This window comes from Streptomyces sp. A5-4 (assembly GCF_051131715.1).
GTDB lineage: Bacteria > Actinomycetota > Actinomycetes > Streptomycetales > Streptomycetaceae > Streptomyces.
This window is the reverse complement of sequence record NZ_CP178591.1, coordinates 7,664,494-7,685,785: the sequence shown is the minus strand read 5'-3', so window position 1 is coordinate 7,685,785 and position 21,292 is coordinate 7,664,494. Positions and strand designations below refer to the sequence as shown.

The window sequence follows — 21,292 nt, the reverse complement described above, 5'->3', positions numbered from 1 at the left end:
CCGCTGGTGGCACCCGCTAGCGGCGACTGTCCGCGGCCGGGGAGCGGGGAGCGGCCCGCCTCTTCACGAGGCTGCTCCCCTCCCCCGGCTCTTCCCCCCGGGTCCGTACGACGACCAGCGCGACGGCCGCGGCGGCGAGCGAGATCAGACCGCCGACGTACAGGCCGGAGCGGGCGCCGAGGAGTTCGCTGAGCAGACCGACGAAGAGGGCGCCGAGCGGGGTGGAGCCCTGGAAGATCAGGGTGTAGAGGGCCATGACCCGACCGCGGTACCGCGGGTCCGTACCCAGCTGGATGCGGTGGTTCGCCGCCTGCGCGAAGTACATCGTGGCGAAGCCGGTGAGGACGAGCATCACCACCGCCGAAACGAGGTTGGGTGCGAATCCCGTCAGCGTCTCCAGCAGGCCGAAGGCGAGTGCGGCGCCGACCACCGTGCGGGCGGAGGGCCGGCCGCGGCGGGCCGTGGTGACGAAGGCCGCCACGAGTGATCCGACGCCCAGGGCGCTGGCGAGCAACCCGAAGGCGGAGGCGTCGGCGTCGTACACGGTCCTGGCGATCAACGGCAGGGTGAGCTGGAAGTTGAACCCGAACATCCCGACGACGCCGACAAGCGCCATCGGGAGCATCAGATCGGGGCGGGACCTCATATGGCGAAGACCGTCCACGACCCCGCCGCCCGCGCTGCTCCCCGCGGCGACGCGGTGGAGTTCGGCGGGCCGCATCATGCGCAGGGCCAGCACCGTCGCCAGGTAGCTCACGGCGTTCAGCAGCATCACGGGACCGCTGCCGAACTGGCTGATGAGCACGCCCGCGAGGGCCGGTCCGGCGACGCGGGCGGTGTTGAAGTACGCGGCGCTCAGCGCGGACGCGTTGGGCAGCAGGTCTCCGCCGACGAGCTCGCTCACGAACGCCATCCGGGTCGGCACCTCCACGGCATTGACGCTGCCGAGGGCGAACGCGAACAGATAGATGTGCCACAGCTGCACCGCCCCGGTGAGCACCACCAGCGCGAGCACCGCGGCGAGCACCCCCGAGACCAGGTTGGCGATGGTCAGCAGCAGCCGCTTGTCGTGGCGGTCGGCTAGTCGGCCGCCGTACAGGGTCAGCAGCAACAGCGGGGTGAACTGGAGCGCCGTCACCATGCCCAGCGCGGTGGCGGAGTCGCCGGTCAGTGAGAGTACGAGCCAGTCCTGGGCCACCACCATCATCCAGGTGCCCCCGACCGACATCACCTGACCGGCCGCGAACAGCCGGAAGTTGCGCACGGACAGCGAACGGAAGGTGCGGGAGAGAGTCTTGTTCACCGGACCGGATCACGCCTCGCGTGGCGCTCCGCCAGGCACTCCTCCAGGAACGCCAGGACCCTCAGGTGGTACGAGCGGGCCGCCCAGCCGAGGCTGATGTTGTGTCCGGCCGTCCACTGCCGGTCCACGGTCACGCGCGGCGCCGCGCGGAAGTGGGAGGTGAGTTCCTGGACGGCCGTGTCGTCGTCCTGCCACCAGCACTCGTGCTCGGCGAAGGTCAGCCGGACCGGCACCCGGACGCGGGAGGCGACGTCAGGGAAGTGCTCGGGCCAGTGGGCGGCCTGGTCGCGCTCCCGGGCGGGCATCGGGGCGATCAGCTGGGCGCTGGCCCGAAAGGTGTTCGGGGGGTAGAGGCACAGGGGCCCCCAGTTCCTGGCCCACTGGCCCCTGCTGCGGGAGCCCGGCAGGTGCTCGGGCTCGACGGCGTAGCGCAGGGCGCAGCCTGAGATGTCCAGCCCGATGAGCTCGGACGGGTCGCGGTCGGCGGCGGCGGTGAGCGCCAGTTTGCCGCCGTAGGAGTGGGCGAGGAGGAAGAGGCCCTCACCCACCGCGTATTGGGAGGTGAAGTCCTTGAGTGCGGCGCGCAGGGTGACGGACTGCTCGGCCGGCGTCTGTCCCTCGGGCAGGTGAGCGGCGGACTGTCCGTAGCCGGGGCGGTCCACCGCGAGGACGGTGTAGCCGAGGCTCGCCGCCAGCGTCATCAGGGACAGACCGGGGTGGGCCTGGCCGTCGAAGTAGCCGGCGCGCATCCCCCCTCCGTGCACGGCGACCACGACCGCCCGTGGGGGCGTGCCGATGTCCGCCGGTTCGGCCAGCAGGGCGGACAACGGGATGCCTCCGCCGTCCAGGGTGATCGGGCGCACTCCTGGGGATGTGCTCTGGATCGGGCCTGTCATGCGGTGGGCTCCCCGTTCGTGTCGGTCGGGCGCGGTCGGGTCGGCTGGCCGGCGGTCAGTCGGTGCCACGGAAGATGTGGGGGCCGATGGCCTCGTCCTCGACCTCCCCGGCGAGCAGCAGAATCGGTGGCACGCGGTTACTCTGGTCGGCTGTGTCGTGGGCGTCGTCGTTCACCTGGCTCCTCCATGGCGGTGGTGGTGATCAGTTGCGGATCCGGTCCAGCAGTCCGGCCGTGCACAAGGAGTCCCGCACGGCCGGTACTTCACGAGCGCGTACGGCGGATGCGAACGCCAGGACCGTCGCCCCGACCTGGTCGTGCGCCTCCAGAGTGATCTCCCGCTGTCCGGTGGGGCTCTCGATGCGGAGCACGGGCCGGTGGTCCGCGGGCGGGGTGAAGGCGCGGTCGACACTGATCCGGCCCCTGCTGCCGACCAGTTCGTAGGCGGAGCGGTAGCCGTGGTCGAGGCCGAAGGTGAGCTGGGCGGTGACGCCCGCCGGGGTGTCCAGGAGGGCGGAGCCCGCCGTGTCCACCGTGATGCCCTCGGCTGCGGCGAGTCGAGCGCCGACGACACGCAGCCCGTCGCCGAGGAAGTGCACGGCGGCGCGAACCGGGTAGACACCCGTGTCCCACAGCGCGCCGCCGCCCAGCTCCGGGCGGTGGCGGATGTCACCGTCGGGCATCCTGGGAACGGTGAACTCAGCTCTGAATGAGCGGAGTTCACCGATGACCCCGTCGGCGACCAGCTCGCGGACCACGGCGTGCTGGGGGTGGTGGACGAACATGACGTTCTCCATCAGTGCGAGCCCCTTGCCGCGGGCCAGCTCGACCAGGCCGGCGCTCTCCCCCCGGTCGCAGCTGAGCGGTTTCTCCGCGAGGACGTGCTTCCCCGCCCGCAGCGCGGCACCTGCCCATCGGGCGTGCAGCGCTGCGGGCAGCGGCACGTACACCGCGTCCACGTCGGGCAGGGCGAGCAGCGCGTCGTACCCCCGGACCGCGCGGCAGCCGTACGGCCGCGCGGTCTCCTCGGCCCGCTCCAGGTCGCGGGCCGCGATCGCGGTGATCTCGACCCCGTCCGCGGCGGCCATCGCGGGGAGCATGCGGCGCCGTGCGATGTCGGCGCATCCCAGAACGCCGATGCGCACGGACGCCATCAGGTGCGCACCGTCGTCGCGTTCAGGCAGGCGAGGAGGGTCCGGGCCTGGACGTTGACGTAATGGCCGTGCCTGACCAGGGAGGTGAGCTGGCCGGGTGCGACCCAGCAGTAGCCGGCGGGCGGGTCCAGCGGCACCTGCTCCTCGTCGCTCTCGTCGACTTCGACGAGGAGGTAGCGGCTCTCCGCGTTCAGGAACCGGCCGCCCTCCTCCGAGTGCACGGCCTCGTAGCGGATCCGGCTCGGGTCGGCGGCCATCACCAGGTCGAGGAACGGCGGCCGGTCCGCGCCGGTCCGGTGGGCGTAATTCTCCGGTGTGTACTGGACGGTGGGGCCCAGCTCGACGGTGTCGAGGAAGCCGCCCTCGACGCGTGCGTGCGCCAGGACGTGCGGCACGCCGCCGATCCGCCGGGTCAGGAAGGCCGTTACGCCGAGCCCCTTGGGCTCGAACAGCGGCTGGGTCCAGCCGGTCACCTCCCGGCTGGCCGCCTGCACCGAGACCGCGACGACGTCGAAGTACCGTCCCTCCTCGTGCTCGATGGTCGACTCGCCACGCTTCCAGCCGGGCACCTCGTCCAGCGGTATCCGCTCGGCGCGCACCTCGTGGCTGGCCCGCTCGGCGGTGAACCAGGAGAGCAGTTCGGTGTCCGAGTGCAGCGCGCCCGCCCCGTCGCCGGGGAAGGGGGCGCAGGCCAGTACGGTCCGCGAGTCCATGTTGACGACATTGTCGCGGTGCAGCAGCTCACCGATCTGACCGAGCGTCAGCCAGCAGAAGTCGTCGTCGACGATGACGTCGCCGACGGCCTCCACGATCATGTTGCGGTTGGACTTGTGGTAGAACCACGAGCCGTGCTCGGACTGGAGTACGTCGGCGATGACCGAGCCCCGGTCGGGCCGGATGAAGTAGTCGATGTACTTGACGTCCGCGCCCTTGTGCACCTTGGTGTAGTTGCTGCGGGTGGCCTGGACGGTCGGGGAGAGCTGGAGCAGATTGCGGTTGCCGGGCTCCATCTTGGCCTGCATCAGGAAGTGCAGGACCCCGTCGAACTCCTTTACCAGGATGCCCAGGATGCCGACTTCGGGCTGCTTGATGATGGGCTGGTGCCACTCGCGGACCGGACCGTCCTCCGTGCTGACGCGCAGCCCCTCGACGGTGAAGAACCGGCCGCTGCGGTGGCCCAGGTTGCCGGTGGTCTCGTCGAAGGACCAGCCGTCCAGCTCGGCGAACGGAATGCGGTCCACCCGGAACCGGTGGGCCTGGCGGCGCCCGTCGAGCCAGCCGGCGAAGTCGGCGGTGGGCAGCCACGCGCCCACCGTCGTGGCGGCGGACCGGGCGATGCGGCCGGGCAGGGCGGTGTCCTCACGCGGGCGCAACCGTGCGGGCTCGACGGCCATGGTCATCGCCGGCCCCCGACGAATTCCTTGACGGAGGAGATGATGTAGTCGAGCATCTCGTCGGTCAGTCCGGGATACACGCCCACCCAGAAGGTGTGCTCGGTGACGATGTCGCTGTTGGTGAGGTCGCCGACGACCCGGTGCGGCTGGTCGATGTAGGCGGGGTGGCGGGTGAGGTTGCCGGCGAACATCCGGCGGGTGCCGATCTTGCGGTCCTCCAGGAACGCGACCAGCTCGGAGCGGTGGAAGGGCGCGTCGGCGTCCACGGTGAGGACGAATCCGAACCAGCTGGGGTCGCTGCCCGGCGTCGGCTCGGGGAGCTGAAGGTGCGGTACGCCGTCGAGTCCGTCACGCAGCCGCCGCCAGTTGCGCTTGCGGGCCTCGATGAAGCTGTCGACCTTGGTGAGCTGGGTGAGGCCGAGGGCCGCCTGGAGGTCGGTGGCCTTCAGGTTGTAACCGACGTGGGAGAAGATGTACTTGTGGTCGTAGCCCTCGGGCAGGGTGCCCATCTGGTATTCGAACCGCTTGAAGCAGGTGTTGCTCTTGCCGGGCTCGCACCAGCAGTCCCTGCCCCAGTCGCGCAGCGACTCCACGACCCGGGCCATCTTCAGGTCGTTGGTGAGGACGATGCCGCCCTCGCCCATCGTGAGGTGGTGCGCGGGGTAGAAGCTGACCGTCGCGAAGTCACCGAAGGTCCCGGTGAGTTGGCCCTTGTACGTGGAGCCGACCGCGTCGCAGTTGTCCTCGACGAAGAACAGGTCGTTGTCCTTGGCGAGTTGGGCGATCTCGGCGACCTCGAAGGGATTGCCGAGGGCGTGCGCGATCATGATGGCCCGGGTCTTGGGGCCGATCGCCTGGGCCACCCGTTCGGCGGTGGTGTTGTACGTCCCCAGCTCGATGTCGATGAAGACCGGCACCATGCCGTTCTGCACGATCGGGTTGACCGTTGTCGGGAAGCCGGCCGCGACGGTGATCACCTCGTCGCCGCGGCGCAGCCGCCGGTCCCCCAGGGTGTGCGAGGTCAGCGCGGACAGGGCCAGCAGGTTGGCGGACGAACCCGAGTTGACCAAGTGGCCCTTTCGGCGTTTGAGCTTGCGGGCGAAGGCCGACTCGAATTTCTGCGAGCTGACACCGGCGGCGATGCGCATGTCCAGCGCGGCCCCGACCAGTGCCGCCCGGTCCTCCTCGTCGAGGACCGCGCCGGACGGCCAGATCTCGGTGACGCCCGGCACGAAGGCGCCGGTCGGCTGGATGTCCTGGTGATACTTGCGGGTGGCGTCAAGAACGTGCGCCTTGTACTCACTCATCTCAGACTCCTGCTGTCTCGGCTACTGCCCCGGCATGACGGTGCTTGACGGCCTTCCACCAGCCCGGGTTGTCCTGGTACCAGGCGACGGTGTCGGCCAGGCCCTGTGCGAAGGGGACGCGCGGCGCGTAGCCGAGCTCTTCGCGGATCTTGGTCTCGTCCAGTGCGTAACGCAGGTCGTGGCCCTTGCGGTCGGCGACCCTGCGGATCATGGAGCTGTCTGCGCCGACCAGGTCGAGCAGCAGGTCGGTGATGCCGCGGTTGGTCTGTTCGTTGCCGCCGCCGATGTTGTAGATCTCGCCCGCCCGGCCCTTGGTGAGGGCGAGCTGGATGGCCCGGCAGTGGTCGTCGACGTGCAGCCACTCGCGGATGTTGAGGCCGTCGCCGTACAGCGGGAGCGGCACACCCTCCAGCAGATTCGTCACGAAGAGCGGGATCAGCTTCTCCGGGTGCTGGTAGGGGCCGTAGTTGTTGGAGCACCGGGTGATCGTCAGATCCAGGCCGTGGGTGCGCCAGTAGGAGCGTGCGATCAGGTCGGACGCGGCCTTGGAGGCGGCGTACGGCGAGTTGGGGGCCAGCGGCCACTCCTCGGTCCAGGAGCCCTTCTCGATGGAGCCGTAGACCTCGTCCGTGGAGACATGGACGACCCGCTCGACGCCGGCGCTCAGGCAGGCGTCCAGCAGGTTCTGGGTGCCGCCGACGTTCGTCCGTACGAACTCCGAGGCCGACTCCAGGGACCGGTCGACATGCGACTCGGCGGCGAAGTGCACCATCGCGTCGTGTCCGGGGGCCAGCTCGCGCACCAGCCGCGGGTCGCAGATGTCGCCCTGGACGAACTCCAGGCGCGGGTGGGAGTAGGGCAGGTTGTCCCGGTTGCCGGCGTAGGTGAGTTTGTCGATGACGGTGACGTGGGCCGATTCGTAGCCCTCGTACCCGCCCTCCAGAAGGGTGCGGACATAGTGCGAGCCGATGAACCCCGCACCGCCCGTGACCAGGACCTTCATGCCGCTACCTCGATTCGGGTGTGGTCACCCACCACCAGTCGGTGGTAGGGGTCCGTCTCGACGCCCGCGTCGACCGTGGCGCCCCGGCCGATCAGGGAGCCGTGGATGCCGGGGACGTGCGAGATCGTCGCGCCGGCCAGGACGATGGAGTCGCGGATGCGGCTGCCGCGCAGGACGCAGCCCTCACCGATGGAGGTGTCGGGACCGATGTGGCAGTCCTCGATGATGGTGCCGGCGCCGATGATGACGGGGCCCTCGATGCGGGAGCGGGTCACCCGCGCGCCGGGCTCGATACGGACCAGGCCGGTCAGTTCGCTGATGTCGTCCACCTCGCCGGCGACCTCGGCGTGCAGCCCCATCAGCAGCTGCCGGTTGCAGTCCAGGACGTCCTCGGCGCGGCCGGTGTCCTTCCAATAGCCTTGGTACTCACTGGCCTTGACCTCGGCGCCGCTGGTGAGCAGCCACTGGATCGCGTCGGTGATCTCCAGTTCGCCGCGGGGGCTCGGCTCGATCGCCGCCACCGCCGCGTGAATGGCCGGGGTGAAGAAGTACACGCCGATCAGGGCGAGGTCGCTCTTCGGCTCGCGGGGCTTCTCCACCAGCCGCTCGACGCGCCCGTTCTCGTCGAGCTCGGCGACGCCGAACGCCCGGGGGTCGGACACCTTGTGGACGACGACCTGCGCGGCGGGCCGTTCGGCCCGGAATTCGTCCGCGATGCGCACGGTGCCCTCGGGCAGCATGTTGTCCCCGAGGTACATCACGAAGTCGTCGTCGCCGAGAAAGGGACGGGCCAGCGTGACGCAGTGGGCCAGGCCGAGCGGCTTGTCCTGCGGGATGTAGGTGACCTTGACGCCGAGGCGCGAACCGTCGCCGATCACCTCGGCGATCTGCGCCGACCAACCGCCGACGATGACACCGATCTCGGTGATCCCCATGTTTCCGATGTCCTCGAGAACGTGCTCGAGGACGGGCTTGTTGGCAATCGGGATGAGCTGTTTCGGCATGGAATAACTGAACGGACGCAAGCGGGTACCGGACCCGCCCGACAACACCAGAGCCTTCATTCTCGTTCTCTCCTCGTAGCCGTTCGATGTGGAACCCGGCCGTGCTCCCGCGGCTCCTCCCAGCTGATTCTTTTCCGCATTTTTTGGCAGGCCGAAGATCGCGCGGACCGACGACGACGTCGAGTGGCGCGCGCACGGTTCAGGGGGTTTCGCTCGGCCGGGCGGAATGGACACGCCGTGGATGCCATGCAGCGAATTGCGCTGCGCGGCGGAGCAGATGGTCCGCCGCGCAGCGAAGGGCCGGCCGAGTTCGCATGCGCATTCATCGGCACGCACGGCCCTGTGGGGGTCTCAGTGCTGACGGTCTCGCGCAGCGCGACGACGGCCGTCCTCAGATGCTCGTGGGGCCCGGCAGGGTGGGATCACCCGGCGCGGGCGGTACGACGCCGGCGACGAAGTACGTCAGGACCCGGGCGCCCGTTCCAGGCCATGGAAAAGACCAGGGGCGAGTGAACTTCACACACCCCTGGCCAGGGTCGACTGCTGTGGGGAGAGCCCCGGTTCTACTGTCCGTAGGGGTGCTTCGCGCGGGCCTCACGCAGCGCGTCGCCCCACCACACGAGCTGGTCGAGCAGAGCCTTGGCGGCGCCGTCACTGCCCTCGGGGCTGATCGGCTGGCCGTCCTTCTCGAAGTTGCCCCACGCGTTGTGGAAGCTGATCATGTCGCGCACGGTCGTGGCGTGGACCTCGGCGAACACCTGACGCAGGTGCTCCGAGGCGCGCAGGCCACCGCCCATGCCACCGTAGGAGATCAGACCGACCGGCTTGGCCATCCACTCGTCCCGGTACCAGTCGATCGTGTTCTTGAGCGCGGCCGGAAGAGTGTGGTTGTACTCCGGCGTCACCACGACGAAGGCGTCGGCGTCCGCCAGCCGGGCGGACAGCCGCTCCCGGATGTCGGCCGTCTCGGCGTCGGGGTCCTGGCCGAACGCGGGCATCTGGAGAGGCAGCGGGTAGTCGATCAGGTCGATGACCTCGACCTGAACGTCCCCGTGCTTCTCGGCCTGGCCGACGAACCAGTTGGCGACCGTCGTACCAAAACGCCCGCCACGTACGCTGCCGATGATGACTGCGAGCTTCAGGGGGGTCTCAGGCATTCCGCACCTTCCAAAGGGATTGACTCGATGTGCTGTGAGCAATAGGGGACCAAAAAATAATCCCGTAGTCAGCTTCCTTCACGCCGTGGAGGACAACAAGCGACTTGACCAAGACCTGTAGCGCGGGAACTCGCTGGTCATTGCCAGGTCCTTGGGCCGGCGAAACGGGCCCGCCGCTCAAGTCGCCGCCAGCCGGCCGTCGCCCGCTCGCGCGGTGGTTCGGAGCCCGGTGGCGGTCCGGCCGCGCGGGTGAGCAGCACCGCGGTGAGCGCGGCCAGTTCCTCGGCGTCGGGGGCGCCCTTCTCCACGCGGAAGAGGCGTTCGGAATCGGTCGCGCTCATCGCTGTCTCCCTGGTCACTGTGGGGGGTTCCCGTGCTTTCTGGCCGGCAGCTCGGAGTGTTTAGTGCGCAGCATCGACAGGGCGCTGATCAGCTTCGTCCGGGTCTCGCGCGGGTCGATGATGTCGTCCACCAGCCCGCGTTCGGCCGCGTAGTACGGATGCATCAGCTCCGACCGGTACTCCTTGATCTTCTGCTGCCGCACGGCTTCGGGGTCGTCGGCCGCGCTGATCTCCCGGCGGAAGATGACGTTGGCCGCGCCCTCGGCGCCCATCACCGCGATCTCGTTGCTCGGCCAGGCCAGGGCCAGGTCCGCGCCGATCGAGCGGGAGTCCATCACGATGTACGCGCCGCCGTACGCCTTGCGCAGCACCAACGAGATGCGTGGCACGGTCGCGTTGCAGTACGCGTAGAGGAGCTTGGCGCCGCGCCGGATGACGCCGTTGTGCTCCTGGTCGACACCCGGGAGGAAGCCCGGGACGTCCACCAGGGTCACCAGCGGGATGTTGAACGCGTCGCAGAACTGGACGAAGCGAGCGCCCTTCTCGGACGCCTCGATGTCCAGCACCCCCGCCATCGCCTGCGGGTTGTTGGCCACCACGCCGATGACGTTGCCGTCGAGCCGGGACAGTGCGCAGACCAGATTCGGCGCCCAGGCCGCTTGCACCTCGAAGTAGTCGCCGTCGTCGACGATCTCCTCGATCACCGAGCGGACGTCGTACGCACGGCCCGACTCGACGGGCACGATGTCCAGCAGCGCGTCGTTGGAGCGGTCGACAGGGTCGTCGGTCTGCTCCGTCGGTGGCAACTCCCGGTTGTTGGACGGCAGGAGCGACAGCAGGAAACGTACGTCCTCCAGGCAGCCCTCCTCGTCGTCGTAGGCGAAGTGCGCCACTCCGGAGACACCGGCGTGCACATCGGCGCCGCCGAGGCCGTTCTGGCTGATCTCCTCGCCGGTCACCGCGCGGACCACGTCGGGCCCGGTGATGAACATCTGTGAGGTGTCGCGCACCATGAAGACGAAGTCGGTCAGGGCGGGCGAGTAGGCCGCTCCCCCGGCGCACGGGCCGAGCATCACCGAGATCTGCGGGATGACGCCGGAGGCCCGGGTGTTGCGCTGGAAGATGCCGCCGTAGCCGGCGAGGGCGGTGACTCCCTCCTGGATGCGGGCGCCCGCCCCGTCGTTGAGCGACACGAGCGGCGCTCCCGCGGACTCCGCCAGGTCCATCACCTTGTGGATCTTCTGGGCGTGTGCCTCGCCGAGCGCACCGCCGAAGATGCGGAAGTCGTGCGCGTAGACGAAGACCGTGCGGCCGTGCACCGTGCCCCAGCCGGTCACCACGCCGTCGGTGTACGGCTTCTTGTCCTCCAGTCCGAAGCCGGTGGCCCGGTGCCTGCGCAGCGGCTCCACCTCGTTGAACGACCGCTCGTCCAGCAGGAGTTCGATCCGCTCACGGGCGGTCAGCTTCCCCTTGCCGTGCTGCGCCTCGGTGGCCTTCTCGCTCGGCCCGCGGTGCGCCGTCGCTTTGATCTCTCTGAGTTCGTCCAGCTGTTGCTGCAAGACCTGCTCCTTCACGATCTAGGCGGCGGGCTCCAGGAGCGCGCTGTCGCCGGGATTCACGGCTTCGGCATGTACGGCGGCGCCGTCGAAGAGGACGTTCACCGGCAGCCGGTGGACGGCGGCCGGTGCGGCGATGTCCGCCCGCACCGCTGCCGCCGCGCTGTGGCGGGGGCCGGCGGGCAGGTCGAGGACCGACCAGCCGACGGGCCTGCTGTCCTTGTCCGCGCCGAGATAGTCCAGGGACGGCTCACGGCTCAGACCGGTGCCGAGGCCCTTGAGGTAGGCCTCCTTGCGGGTCCAGATCCGCCCGAACGCCTCGCGGCGTTCCGCCGGTTGGATCGCGGCCAGTTCGGTGCGCTCGTCCGGATGGAGCGACGGGGTGCACATCTCCACGGTGTCGGGGCGGGGCGTCTGCTCCACGTCCACGCCGACGGTCGACGAGGCGACCGCGACCAGCACCATGCCGCCGCCGTGCGAGAGCGAGAAGTGCAGCGGTGGGTCGGGCGTCGCCACGGCCGGCCTGCCGTGCGGCTCGCCGCAGCCCGGGCAGGGCTCCCGTACGAATCTCACGTCGCTCGGGTGAATGCTCAGGCAGTCGCCCAGGATGCGGCGCAGTGCGATGTGCGCCGAGGTGTAGAGCACGGCGTCGCGGGGCCGCAGGAACGAGGCGCCGCGCCTGCGTTCCCGGTCGTCCAGCTCGGACCGGTCGATGAGGTGTGCGATCTGGTCGTGTTTGGGCAGCCTCAACAGCCATACGTCGAGCCGTTCTTCGTCCGCGCCCCCCAGCAGGACGCTCATACGGGGCGCCGGCCGTGCGGTGTGTGCGGGGAGTCGTCGGGGCCGAGCTGACCGGACAGGCAGTCGATCAGTTCACCCGCGCTGTTGGCGAGGAGCAGCATCTGCAGGTTCACCTCGACCTCCAGCGCCTCCTCGATGCGGCTCTGTATCTGCAGCCCGGCGACGGAGCCCACGCCCAGGCCGTTCATGGTCCGGCCGGAGATCTCGACGCTGTCCGCGGAGATGCGCAGCACCCGCGCCAGTTCCTGACGTACGTACGCCTCGATGATCCGGGTGCGTTCCCGTTCGGGGAGGGCCGCGAGGACCCATCGCTCGGGCACGGTCACCTCCGGGCCCAGCAGGTCCTCGTAGGCGTCGTCGTCCTCCTCCCAGTCGTCGAAGTCCCATACGGGAGTCGTCTGCTGGACGGTCATCTCGTTCCTCTCGCTTCGTTAGTCACGGTTCACGGTTCACGGTTCAGGGGGCGGACGGCGGGGTGCTCCGCGCGGGAGCACCCCGGCGATGCCTGCGAGCAGGCCGAGCGCTCCGACCCCCGCCACCAGTGCGGCCGCGGGGCGATAGCCCTCCAGCACGGCGGCGGGGGAAGCTCCTTCAGGGGCGCGGTGGGCGTACAGCAGGGCCGCGACCAGCGCGATCATCACCACGGCACCGAGTTGTACGGCGCTCTGGTACACCGCGCCAGCCCGGCCGCGCTCGGTGGCGGGAAGGCCCGAGACCGCCTGCGTGTTGAGCGCGGCGAAGGCGAGCACGAAGCCCGCCGCGACGAGCAGCAGCACGGGCAGCACATCGACGGCGTACGACCCGGGCCCGGTGCGCCGCAGGCCCACGGCGTACACGAGGTATCCGGCGAGCGGGGCGACTGCGCCCAGGGCGATGAGGCGCGGTGCGCCGAAGCGGTTCACCATGCGGCCGGAATGCAGCGCCGTCACGGCCAGCGGGACGCTCGCGGGCAGCAGGGCCACGGCGGTCCGCGACGGGCTCCAGCCCCAGAGTTCCTGGAGCTGGAACGTGAGGACGAGCAGCAGGCCCAGGTATGAGCCGTTGAGCGCCGCCGCCCCCAGCGCCGAGCGGACCATCGGGCCGTTTTTCAGGACGCCGGGCCGGAACAGGGGCTCCGGCGCTCCGCGTTCGGCCGTGGCGAAGGCGCCCGCCAGGGCCCCGGCGAGCACGAAGGAGCCGATGGTCCTGGCGTCCGCCCAGCCGTACCCCGCCGCCGACACGATCGCGTACACCAGCGCGAACAGCCCGCCGGTGAGGGTGAGTGCCCCGGCCGCGCCGTATCCGCGCGGTTTCGCCGCGGCCGGCTCGTCGCCGGGCACCAGACGCAGGCCGAGGACGAAGAGCAGCAGGACGATCGGGGCCGGGAACGCCAGCGCCCAGCGCCAGCTCACCTCGGTGAGCAGGCCGGAAAGGAGCAGCCCCGCGGTGAAGCCACCGGCGCCGAAGAGGGTGTAGACCGACATGGCGCGGGTCCGGTCGGGCCCTTCGGCGAAGGTGGTGCTGATGATGGCCAGACCGGTGGGCGCGGTGAGCGCGGCGCAGAAGCCCTTGACGATGCGGGTGGCTGTCAGCAGGGCCGGGTCGCTGGTCAGTCCCGCCACCACGGAGGCGGTGGCGAAGACGACCAGCGCGAGGAGGTAGACGCGTCGTCGCCCCAACAGCGCCACGACGCGTCCGCCGAAGAGCATCAGGCCGCCGAAGCCGAGGGCGAATCCGCTCATCGTCCATTGCAGGACGGTCAGCGGCAGGCCCAGGTCGGCGCCGATCGACGGCATGGCCACGACCATGGCGGACACTTCGAGTGCGTCGATGAGCATGTTGCCGGCGAGTACCGCGAGCAGGCCCCACAGCCGGGGGCTCCAGCCCGTGGGGCCTCCGGCCTGGTCCGGTGACTTCAGGGTCTTCAGTGACGTCATGGTCCTGTTTCGGGTCCGGGGTCACGACGGCGCCGGAAGGGGCCGGCCGCGCGGTTCGCGGCCGGCCCCTTCCGGCGCCTCGGGGATGTTCGCTCCGGTGGCTTCACCCCAGCAGTGTGCCGCCGGTGGCGTCGACGAACGAGCCGGTGACCCAGCGGGCCTCGTCGGAGGCGAGGAAGGCCACCACGTCGGCGACGTCCTCCGGTTCGCCGACCCGGCCGAAGGCCGACAGCTGGGCCATCTGCTCCACGGCCTCGGGGATGTCGAAGACCGGGTTGCCGTTGCGGGTGATGCCGGGGGCGACGCTGTTGACCGTGATGTTCCGCGGCCCCAGGTGCTTGGCGAAGTGCAGGGCGAGCTGCTCGACGGCGCCCTTGCTCATGGCGTACGCGATCTCGTTCGGGTTGGCGCAATGTGTCAGCCCGGAGGAGATGTTGATGATGCGTCCGCCGTTGGGCATGTTCTTCTCGGCGCGCTGGATGAGGAAGAACGGCGCCTTGGCGTTGACCGCGAAGACCCGGTCGAACTTCTCGGGCGTGGTCTCCTCGGGGGTGACGTTGCCCATCACGCCGGCGTTGTTGACCAGGATGTTCAGGTCGGTCGATCCGGTGCGCTCGCGCAGTCCCTCCTCCAGGGCGAGGAAGAGCTCGTGTACGTCGCCGGGGACCCCGAGCTCCGCGCGGACCGCGAAGGCGCGCCCGCCGTCCTTCTCGATCGTGGCCACGACCTCGTCGGCGGCTTCCTTGCTGCTCGTGTAGTGGACGGCGACGAGTGCGCCCTCCCGTGCGAGCCGTATCGCGGCCGCCCGGCCCATGCCACGGCTGGAACCCGTGACGAGTGCCGTCTTGCCGATGAGCCTGCCCATGTCGTTCCTCCACTTGTCGATGGATGTACCGGCTGCGCCGGCCGCCGTCGGCGGGCCGAACCAGCGTCGAAGTGCGGTGTCCAGCCCCTGGGTGCCGGGCCCGGCCCGCACGATGTGACCGTCCGGGCGCACCAGCACGCAGTCGCCGGCCAGGAAGGGGCTGCCGGCCGGGGCGGTCGCCGTCACAGTGGTGACCCGGTCCGCCCACGGCGCGGCGGCCGTGCGCGGCGACGCCCCGCTGTCCTGGTCGCCACTCAGGTCGAGCAGCAGGCCGCGGCCCGTACGCAGCAGCGCGGTGGTGGTGTCGGGTCCGCCGTCCGTGAGCAGCGCGGTGTGCGGGAGGCGGGCCCCGGTCAGGGGGTGTTCGCCCGCCCCCACGTCGTAGCGGATGTCGAGGCCGGAGATGGTCCCGGCCAGGTGGCTCCGTACGTCCTCCTCGGTGAGCAGTTCACCCATGACGGACCGGATCGGCTCCACTTCGGGGCCGCCGAGGAGCAGCATCGCCTGGGCCTTGATGTTGCCCAGGACGCGCCGGCCGACGGCGTGCCGCTCCGTGTGGTAGCTGTCGAGCAGCCCTTCGGGCGCCGCTCCGCCGAGGTGCAGGGCCAGCTTCCAGCCCAGGTTCACGGCGTCCTGAAGGCCCAGGTTGAGGGCCTGTCCGCCGATGGGCATCTGCTGGTGCGCGGCGTCACCGGCGAACAGGACGCGGCCGTCGCGGTACTGGTCGAGCTGACGGTTCCCGTCGCCGAAGGAGTTGACCCACAGCGGGGTTCCGCCGCTGATGTCCTCGCCGGTCACCCGCTTCCAGACGGCGGCGATCTCCGTGAAGGCGGGTTCCCCGGTGCGGGGTTCGGCGGCGCTGCCGAACGCGTGGACCATCACCCGGGTGACGCCGTCCCGGTGCGCCGCGACGGCCAGGCCCTTCTCCAGGCGTTCGAATCGGCGGGCCGGGACGTCGATGCCCGCCACGTCCGCCCGGAGCATCTCGCGGCCCGCGTCCTCGCCCGGGAAACCGGCCCCGGTCAGGGCACGCACCATGCTGTTCTCGCCGTCGCAGCCGACGACGTACCGGGCCCGCAGGCGTACGGTCCCGTCGGGGCCGGTGGCTTCGGCCCCGACGTGGTCGTCGTGCACGGACAGCGCGCGCAGCTCGTGACCGCGCCGGATGTCCGCGCCCAGCGACGCGGCCCAGTCCTGGAGTACCTCCTCGGTGCGTGTCTGGGGGACCTTCCACTGGCCGGGGTACGGACCGGGCAGGGTCAGATCGAGCGGGTTGCCGCCGAAATGCCCCCGGGGTTCGTTCGGCGGGGTGCCGATGGTGTCGAGCAGCCCGCGGCTGTCCAGGATCTCCATGGTGCGGGCGTGCAGCGTGGACGCCCTCGACTCCGTTGTCGGGGTGTCCCGTTGCTCCAGCACGATCACGTCGGCGCCGCCGAGCCGCAGCTCCCCGGCGAGCATCAGCCCGACGGGGCCGGCGCCGATGACGACGACCTGGGTGTCCAGGTGTTGCGGCTTCTGGGCGGCCATGGTCAGCGCTTGTTCTCGGCGTAGTCCTTGGCGTGCCCCAGGGTGGCGCGGCTGTTGGTGCTCAGCGCGCCCTGCACGTACTCCCTGGCGTCGGCGACGGTGGCGTCCGGGCCGAGGATCTTCGCGGTGTTCGCGGTGTTCAGCACGACGGTGTGCTGCGAGGACGCGGTCGCGCCGCCCTCGTTGTCCTCCTCGAACGTCCAGTAGCCGGTGTGCAGGAGCATCAGCGCCGGCAGGGTCACCTGCTTGTAGGCGATCTTGTGATGCGGGAAGCACACCCGGTACGACTTGGTGGTGTGCGTGGAGCCGTCCTTGGCCCGGGTGTCCATCTCCAGGGTCTGCAGGCCCGGGGAGTCCTCCTCCAGGCGGACGACCGCCACGTGCGGCAGCCGCTCGGCCCAGAGCCCGGCCTCGTTGACGAAGTCGTAGAGGTCCTTGACGGACCCTTCGACGCGCACGGTGTCCTCGAAGGAGAACGTCAACTCGGCCGAGGCGTGCGCCTGTTCAACGTTGACCTTGAGGGCGGCGAGCTCGGAGCGGGAATTGCGGTCGACGGCCTCGTCGATCCACTCCAGGCCCTTGGGGTCGTCGTCGACGGCCCGGTACTCGTGCAGCAGCCGGATCCGCGACCCGCCCTCCGCCAGCGGCTCGATGACCCAGGTGCCGCTCATGGCGGCGACGGGCGGAGTGGAGACCTCCTGGCGGAAGCCGATCCGCAGGCCCTCGGCGTCGAGGGTGCGCCGGGAGGTCCAGTTCTTGGCCTCGCCGTTGGCGGTGGCCCAGATCCGGATGCGCTCCTGGTCCTCGCCGCGCTCCACATGGTCGACGTAGATCGTCGGCGGGAAGATCCGGGGCCAGTTCTCCACCTGGGCGAGCAGGCGGTAGACCTCGGCTGCGGGGGCTTGCACGGTGATGTCGTGCTCGACCTCACGGGTTGTCATGGTGAACTCTCCTGTCACTGTCAGAAGTTGCCGAGGCCGCCGCAGACGTTGAGCGCCTGCGCGGTGATGGAACCGGCGGTGTCGGAGGCGAGGTAGCCGACCAGTCCGGCGACCTCTTCGGGCGTCGAGTAGCGGCCGAGCGGGATCTTGGACTGGAACTTTTCGAGGATGGCGTCCTCGGAGGTGTCGTACGCGGCGGCGTAGCCCTGGCGTACGCGCTGCGCCATCGGCGTCTCGACGTAGCCGGGGCAGACCGCGTTGACGGTGATGCCGGTCGGCGCGAGCTCGTTGCCGAGGGCCTTGGTGAAGCCGACGACGCCGTGCTTGGAGGCCGAGTACGGGGCGCCGAGTACGACGCCCTGCTTGCCGGCCGTGGAGGCGATGTTGATGATCCGGCCGCGGTCCTTGTGGCGCAGGCCGCCGGCGTTCAGCACCTCGCGGGTGAGCCGGAAGACGCTGTTGAGGTTGGTGTCGATGACGTCGTTCCACAGCTCGTCGGTGATGTCGGCCGTGACACCGCCGCCGCTGCGACCCGCGTTGTTGACCAGCACGTCGACGGTGCCGAAGCGGTCGACCGCGGCCTGGACGAAGGCCGCGACGTCGTCCGCGGACCGTACGTCGAGGACGGCGCCGTCGACGTCGAGGCCCTCCTCGCGCAGCTGCTTGACGGTGGTGGTCACGTTCTCGGCGTTGCGGGCGCCGATGAAGACCCGGTGGTCCTGGGTCGCCAGCAGCCTGGCCACCGCGAGACCGATCCCGCTGGTGGCTCCGGTGACCAGGGCGACCCGCTTCTCCTGCTGCGGCATGTTCTCTCTTCTCCGGTGCGTGGGGTGTACGGATGTCGGGCAACTGCGGGGCCGCCGGGCGGGGATGACCCGCCCGGCGGTGGCGGCCTCGCGGTCAGGCCGCCGAGGAGGCGAGCGCGAGATGGCTGTTGACGGCCTTGAGCAGCGCGCGCGGCGTCTCGGAGTCGGTCAGCGCGGAGTCGTCGAGCGTGATGCCGAACTCGCGCTCTATGCGGCTGCCGGTCTCCAGCAGGGCGAGCGACTCGTAGCCGAGCGTCTCGAAGTCGGTGTCGAGGATCTCGCCGTCGAGGTCCACGGCCTCGTCGGCTCCTGCGCCTTCGAGGAGAATGCGTCGAAGGTCCTGGAGGGTGAATTCGGAACTGGGCACGTCTGTCCTTTCGAGCTTTCGTTGGTTGTGGGGTCCCGCATCGCAGGCGGGAGCGCCCCCGCCGCCCGCGGGGGACGGTGTCGCGGCGGGGGCGCCGTTCCGGGGGGCCTAGTCCACGGCCCGTACGACCACGGCGGAGTTGAAACCGCCATGGCCCCGGGCCAGGACCAGCGCCGTGCGCACCTCGGCGGTGCGCGGCTGGGAGACGACCAGATCCAGGTCGTATTCGGGAGAGAGCTCGACGTTCACGGTGGGCGGGATCAGGCCCTCGTCGATGGCCAGCAGGGCCGCGGCCAGGTCCAGCGGCGCGGCGCCCGAGTAGAGGCGGCCGGTCATGGTCTTGGGCGCGGTGACCGGTACGCCGCGGGGGCCGAAGACCGCGTTGATGGCCTCGGCCTCGATCCGGTCGAGCTCGGGGATCGCCGCCGCGTCCGCGAACACCGCGTCCACGGCGGTGGGTTCCACGCCCGCGTCGGCCAGGGCCACCTCGATGGCCCTGCGCAGACCGGGCTCGCGGCCACTGCCCGGCCGGGGGTCGAAGGTCGATCCGTACCCGGCGATCTCGCCGTAGACCTTCGCGCCGCGCCGGCGGGCCGCCTCGGCGTTCTCCATGATGAGGATCGCGCCGCCCTCCCCCGCCACATGGCCACTCGCCTCCGCGTCGAAGGGGAGGTAGGCGCGGGTCGGCTCCTCGCTGGTGGACAGCCGGCCGCCGGCCAGCTGCGCGACCCAGCCCCAGGGGCAGATGGACGCGTCGATGGCGCCGGAGACGATCAGGCTGATGCCCTTGCGGATCTGCCGACGGGCGTGCGCCACGGCGTCGAGACCGCCGGCCTGGTCGCTGACGACCACCCCGGCGGGGCCCTTCATGCCGTTGCGGATCGAGATCTGGCCGCTGTTGACGGCGTAGAACCAGGCGAAGGACTGGTACGCGCTGACGTACTGGCTGCCCTTGCTCCACAGCTTCTGCAGCTCGCCCTGGCCGAACTCGAAGCCGCCGGACGCGCTGGCGGTGACCACGCCCATGTCGAACTCGGACATCTCCGCCGGGTTCACCCCGGCGTCGGCGAGCGCCCAGTCCGTGGCGACCAGGGCGATCCTGGTCATCCGGTCGGTCTGCGGCAGCAGCCGGTTCGGCAGATGGTCCTCGGCCACGAAGCCGGGGATCTCACCGGCCAGCGTGGCCGGGTACTGCGCCGGGTCGAAGCGGGTGATGCGGCCGATGCCGCTCTTGCCGCTGCGGGTCGCCGCCCAGAAGTCCTGCGCGCCGAGGCCGTTGGGGGACGCGACGCCCAGGCCTGTGACTACCACCGAGGTCGTCATCGGATGCTCCTCTCGGGACGGGTCAGCACCATGGCGCTCTGGAATCCGCCGAAGCCGCTGCCGACCGAGAGCACGGTGTCCGTCCGCCACTCGCGGGCGGTCAGCGGCACGTAGTCGAGGTCGCACTCCGGGTCGGGTGTGTGCAGATTCGCCGTGGGCGGGACCACGTGGTTCTCCATGGCCAGGGCGGACGCGGCGATCTCGATGGAGCCGATCGCGCCCAGCGAGTGACCGACCATCGACTTGATGGAGCTCACCGGGGTGCGGTAGGCGTGGTCGCCGAGGACGTTCTTGAACGCGGCGGTCTCGTGGCGGTCGTTCTGCTTGGTGCCCGAGCCGTGCGCGTTGATGTAGTCGATGTCGTCCGGGTTGAGCCGTGCCTCGTCGAGCGCGACACGTATCGCCTCGGCCATTTCCAGGCCGTCGGGCCGCAGACCCGTCATGTGGTACGCGTTGCTGCGGGTGGCGTAGCCGGCTATCTCCGCGTAGATGTGGGCGCCGCGCTGCCGCGCGCGCTCCAGCTCCTCCAGAACGAATACGGCCGACCCCTCGCCCAGCACGAAGCCGTTGCGGGTGCCGTCGAAGGGACGTGACGCGTGCGCCGGGTCGTCGTGCCGGTTGGTGGTGGCCTTGATCGCGTCGAAGCACGCCATGGTGATCGGCGAGATCGGGGCGTCCGAGGAGCCGGCGATCATCACGTCGGCGGTGCCCTCGCGGATCAGCTCGACGGCGTGGCCGACCGAGTCGATGCCGGAGGTGCAGCCGGTGGAGACCACGGTGGCGGGCCCCTCGGCACCGACCGCCCAGGCGACCTCTGCCGCGAACGAGCTGGGCACCAGGTGGTTGTACAGGTGCGGTACGGCGTACTGGTGGTCGACGAGGTCGAGCCGCCCGCCGTCGCTGACGATGCGGTACTCCTCGTCGAGGCCCATCGTCGCGCCGACGGCGCTGCCGATGGTGACACCGGTGCGGTGCGGGTCGAGCTCACCGAAGCCGAATCCGCTGTCCGCGAGCGCCTCGCGGGTCGCGACGACGGCGAGCTGCGCGGCCCGGTCCATGCGCCGGATCTCCTGCGGGCCGAGCCCGTGGGCCTCCGGGTCGAAGTCGATCTCGGCGGCGACCCGGGAGCGGAACGAGGAGGGATCGAAGAAGGTGATCCCCCTGGTCGCGGTGCGGCCGTCGCTGAGCAGGCTCCAGAAGTTCTTGACGCCGGTGCCTCCGGGCGCCATGACCCCGATGCCGGTGATGGCTACTCTGCGGCCGCTCACGCCGACGCCTCCCAGTTGTAGAAGCGGGTGGCCATGGCATCGGCGGGCGAGCGCCAGGTGGCGGGGTCGTACGCCTCGATGAACGGCTTCAGGTCCTCGCTGATGCCCATGAAGCGGGGGTCGGCCTTGGCGGCCTCGATCAGCTCGCCGCCGTTGTCGGCGTCGAAGTCCTGCAGATGGAAGTACAGGCCACGGTACGAGAACAGTTGGCGGCGCCGGGTGCCCATGCGGTGCGGCATCTCGGTGCCGTCGAAGTCCTTGAACAGGCGGGCGACATCGGGGCTGGATCCCGGCTCCATGCGGGCCACGATCAAAGTACTGTGCATGCGTCTTCTCTCCTCAACGACCGGATCGCTCCGGGCAT

Annotated in this window: 20 protein-coding genes; all 20 read right to left on the bottom strand. The window is 70.3% G+C overall.

The features are described from left to right. Positions 1–16 precede the first annotated feature (16 nt). The 20 genes from ACLLJJ_RS36065 to ACLLJJ_RS35970 all read right to left on the bottom strand — a co-directional run bounded on the left by ACLLJJ_RS36065 (position 17) and on the right by ACLLJJ_RS35970 (position 21,254). Positions 17–1,303, bottom strand: a complete 1,287-nt coding sequence (locus ACLLJJ_RS36065; RefSeq protein WP_434598887.1) for an MFS transporter — start codon at positions 1,301–1,303, stop codon at positions 17–19. Then, complete coding sequence (locus ACLLJJ_RS36060) at positions 1,300–2,199, bottom strand: alpha/beta hydrolase (RefSeq protein WP_434598886.1); 900 nt, start codon at positions 2,197–2,199, stop codon at positions 1,300–1,302. The genes ACLLJJ_RS36065 and ACLLJJ_RS36060 overlap by 4 nt, the downstream gene beginning before the upstream one ends. Before the next feature lie 202 nt (positions 2,200–2,401). Then, complete coding sequence (locus ACLLJJ_RS36055; protein ID WP_434598885.1) at positions 2,402–3,352, bottom strand: Gfo/Idh/MocA family protein; 951 nt, start codon at positions 3,350–3,352, stop codon at positions 2,402–2,404. Then, a complete protein-coding gene (locus ACLLJJ_RS36050; protein ID WP_434598884.1) occupies positions 3,352–4,752 on the bottom strand; it encodes an NDP-hexose 2,3-dehydratase family protein in 1,401 nt (466 codons plus the stop codon). Before ACLLJJ_RS36050 ends, ACLLJJ_RS36055 begins: the two co-directional genes overlap by 1 nt. Next, a complete protein-coding gene (gene rfbH, locus ACLLJJ_RS36045; RefSeq protein WP_434598883.1) occupies positions 4,749–6,053 on the bottom strand; it encodes a lipopolysaccharide biosynthesis protein RfbH in 1,305 nt (434 codons plus the stop codon). The genes ACLLJJ_RS36050 and rfbH overlap by 4 nt, the downstream gene beginning before the upstream one ends. Before the next feature lies 1 nt (position 6,054). Continuing rightward, the gene (gene rfbB, locus ACLLJJ_RS36040; RefSeq protein ID WP_434598882.1) at positions 6,055–7,056 is read right to left on the bottom strand and encodes a dTDP-glucose 4,6-dehydratase; all 1,002 of its coding nucleotides are present in this window, start codon (positions 7,054–7,056) and stop codon (positions 6,055–6,057) included. Beyond that, positions 7,053–8,120 (bottom strand): glucose-1-phosphate thymidylyltransferase, encoded by a 1,068-nt coding sequence (locus ACLLJJ_RS36035; protein WP_434598881.1) that lies wholly within the window; start codon positions 8,118–8,120, stop codon positions 7,053–7,055. Before ACLLJJ_RS36035 ends, rfbB begins: the two co-directional genes overlap by 4 nt. Before the next feature lie 503 nt (positions 8,121–8,623). Next, on the bottom strand, positions 8,624–9,217 hold the full coding sequence (locus ACLLJJ_RS36030; RefSeq protein WP_434598880.1) for an NADPH-dependent FMN reductase: 594 nt from the start codon (positions 9,215–9,217) through the stop codon (positions 8,624–8,626). 137 nt (positions 9,218–9,354) lie between these two features. Further along, positions 9,355–9,558, bottom strand: coding sequence for an acyl-CoA carboxylase subunit epsilon (locus ACLLJJ_RS36025; RefSeq protein ID WP_434598879.1), 204 nt, complete (start codon positions 9,556–9,558; stop codon positions 9,355–9,357). A gap of 14 nt (positions 9,559–9,572) precedes the next feature. After that, positions 9,573–11,117, bottom strand: coding sequence for an acyl-CoA carboxylase subunit beta (locus tag ACLLJJ_RS36020; protein WP_434598878.1), 1,545 nt, complete (start codon positions 11,115–11,117; stop codon positions 9,573–9,575). 18 nt (positions 11,118–11,135) lie between these two features. Next, positions 11,136–11,915 (bottom strand): 4'-phosphopantetheinyl transferase family protein, encoded by a 780-nt coding sequence (locus ACLLJJ_RS36015; protein ID WP_434598877.1) that lies wholly within the window; start codon positions 11,913–11,915, stop codon positions 11,136–11,138. Then, positions 11,912–12,328, bottom strand: a complete 417-nt coding sequence (locus ACLLJJ_RS36010; protein ID WP_434598876.1) for an acyl carrier protein — start codon at positions 12,326–12,328, stop codon at positions 11,912–11,914. The genes ACLLJJ_RS36015 and ACLLJJ_RS36010 overlap by 4 nt, the downstream gene beginning before the upstream one ends. Positions 12,329–12,364: 36 nt before the next feature. Beyond that, positions 12,365–13,831, bottom strand: coding sequence for an MFS transporter (locus ACLLJJ_RS36005; protein WP_434598875.1), 1,467 nt, complete (start codon positions 13,829–13,831; stop codon positions 12,365–12,367). A gap of 103 nt (positions 13,832–13,934) precedes the next feature. Next, on the bottom strand, positions 13,935–16,223 hold the full coding sequence (locus tag ACLLJJ_RS36000; RefSeq protein ID WP_434598874.1) for an SDR family oxidoreductase: 2,289 nt from the start codon (positions 16,221–16,223) through the stop codon (positions 13,935–13,937). 2 nt (positions 16,224–16,225) lie between these two features. Further along, complete coding sequence (locus ACLLJJ_RS35995; RefSeq protein ID WP_434598873.1) at positions 16,226–17,164, bottom strand: aromatase/cyclase; 939 nt, start codon at positions 17,162–17,164, stop codon at positions 16,226–16,228. Between the two features lie 20 nt (positions 17,165–17,184). Beyond that, entirely contained in the window at positions 17,185–17,970 is a 786-nt protein-coding gene (gene fabG, locus ACLLJJ_RS35990; protein WP_434598872.1) for a 3-oxoacyl-ACP reductase FabG, read from the bottom strand. Between the two features lie 94 nt (positions 17,971–18,064). Beyond that, a complete protein-coding gene (locus ACLLJJ_RS35985; RefSeq protein ID WP_434598871.1) occupies positions 18,065–18,337 on the bottom strand; it encodes an acyl carrier protein in 273 nt (90 codons plus the stop codon). A gap of 108 nt (positions 18,338–18,445) precedes the next feature. Continuing rightward, positions 18,446–19,660: a ketosynthase chain-length factor gene (locus tag ACLLJJ_RS35980; protein WP_434598870.1), complete on the bottom strand. Its 1,215-nt coding sequence runs from the start codon at positions 19,658–19,660 to the stop codon at positions 18,446–18,448. Beyond that, positions 19,657–20,928 carry a beta-ketoacyl-[acyl-carrier-protein] synthase family protein gene (locus tag ACLLJJ_RS35975; RefSeq protein ID WP_434598868.1) on the bottom strand — a complete coding sequence of 424 codons (1,272 nt, stop codon included), beginning with the start codon at positions 20,926–20,928 and terminating at the stop codon, positions 19,657–19,659. The genes ACLLJJ_RS35980 and ACLLJJ_RS35975 overlap by 4 nt, the downstream gene beginning before the upstream one ends. Next, positions 20,925–21,254, bottom strand: a complete 330-nt coding sequence (locus ACLLJJ_RS35970) for a TcmI family type II polyketide cyclase (protein ID WP_434598867.1) — start codon at positions 21,252–21,254, stop codon at positions 20,925–20,927. Before ACLLJJ_RS35970 ends, ACLLJJ_RS35975 begins: the two co-directional genes overlap by 4 nt. Positions 21,255–21,292 lie beyond the last annotated feature (38 nt).

Bases quoted from the DNA above. Each gene is read 5' to 3' on its own strand.
- ACLLJJ_RS36050 (WP_434598884.1), bottom strand. From the start codon at position 4,752: ATGACCATGGCCGTCGAGCCCGCACGGTTGCGCCCGCGTGAGGACACC.
- ACLLJJ_RS36025 (WP_434598879.1), bottom strand. From the start codon at position 9,558: ATGAGCGCGACCGATTCCGAACGCCTCTTCCGCGTGGAGAAGGGCGCC.
- ACLLJJ_RS36010 (WP_434598876.1), bottom strand. From the start codon at position 12,328: ATGACCGTCCAGCAGACGACTCCCGTATGGGACTTCGACGACTGGGAG.
- fabG (WP_434598872.1), bottom strand. From the start codon at position 17,970: ATGCCGCAGCAGGAGAAGCGGGTCGCCCTGGTCACCGGAGCCACCAGC.
- ACLLJJ_RS36035 (WP_434598881.1), bottom strand. From the start codon at position 8,120: ATGAAGGCTCTGGTGTTGTCGGGCGGGTCCGGTACCCGCTTGCGTCCG.
- ACLLJJ_RS36015 (WP_434598877.1), bottom strand. From the start codon at position 11,915: ATGAGCGTCCTGCTGGGGGGCGCGGACGAAGAACGGCTCGACGTATGG.
- rfbH (WP_434598883.1), bottom strand. From the start codon at position 6,053: ATGAGTGAGTACAAGGCGCACGTTCTTGACGCCACCCGCAAGTATCAC.
- ACLLJJ_RS36030 (WP_434598880.1), bottom strand. From the start codon at position 9,217: ATGCCTGAGACCCCCCTGAAGCTCGCAGTCATCATCGGCAGCGTACGT.
- ACLLJJ_RS36060 (WP_434598886.1), bottom strand. From the start codon at position 2,199: ATGACAGGCCCGATCCAGAGCACATCCCCAGGAGTGCGCCCGATCACC.
- ACLLJJ_RS36000 (WP_434598874.1), bottom strand. From the start codon at position 16,223: ATGGCCGCCCAGAAGCCGCAACACCTGGACACCCAGGTCGTCGTCATC.
- rfbB (WP_434598882.1), bottom strand. From the start codon at position 7,056: ATGAAGGTCCTGGTCACGGGCGGTGCGGGGTTCATCGGCTCGCACTAT.
- ACLLJJ_RS36055 (WP_434598885.1), bottom strand. From the start codon at position 3,352: ATGGCGTCCGTGCGCATCGGCGTTCTGGGATGCGCCGACATCGCACGG.
- ACLLJJ_RS36005 (WP_434598875.1), bottom strand. From the start codon at position 13,831: ATGACGTCACTGAAGACCCTGAAGTCACCGGACCAGGCCGGAGGCCCC.
- ACLLJJ_RS35970 (WP_434598867.1), bottom strand. From the start codon at position 21,254: ATGCACAGTACTTTGATCGTGGCCCGCATGGAGCCGGGATCCAGCCCC.
- ACLLJJ_RS35995 (WP_434598873.1), bottom strand. From the start codon at position 17,164: ATGACAACCCGTGAGGTCGAGCACGACATCACCGTGCAAGCCCCCGCA.
- ACLLJJ_RS35980 (WP_434598870.1), bottom strand. From the start codon at position 19,660: ATGACGACCTCGGTGGTAGTCACAGGCCTGGGCGTCGCGTCCCCCAAC.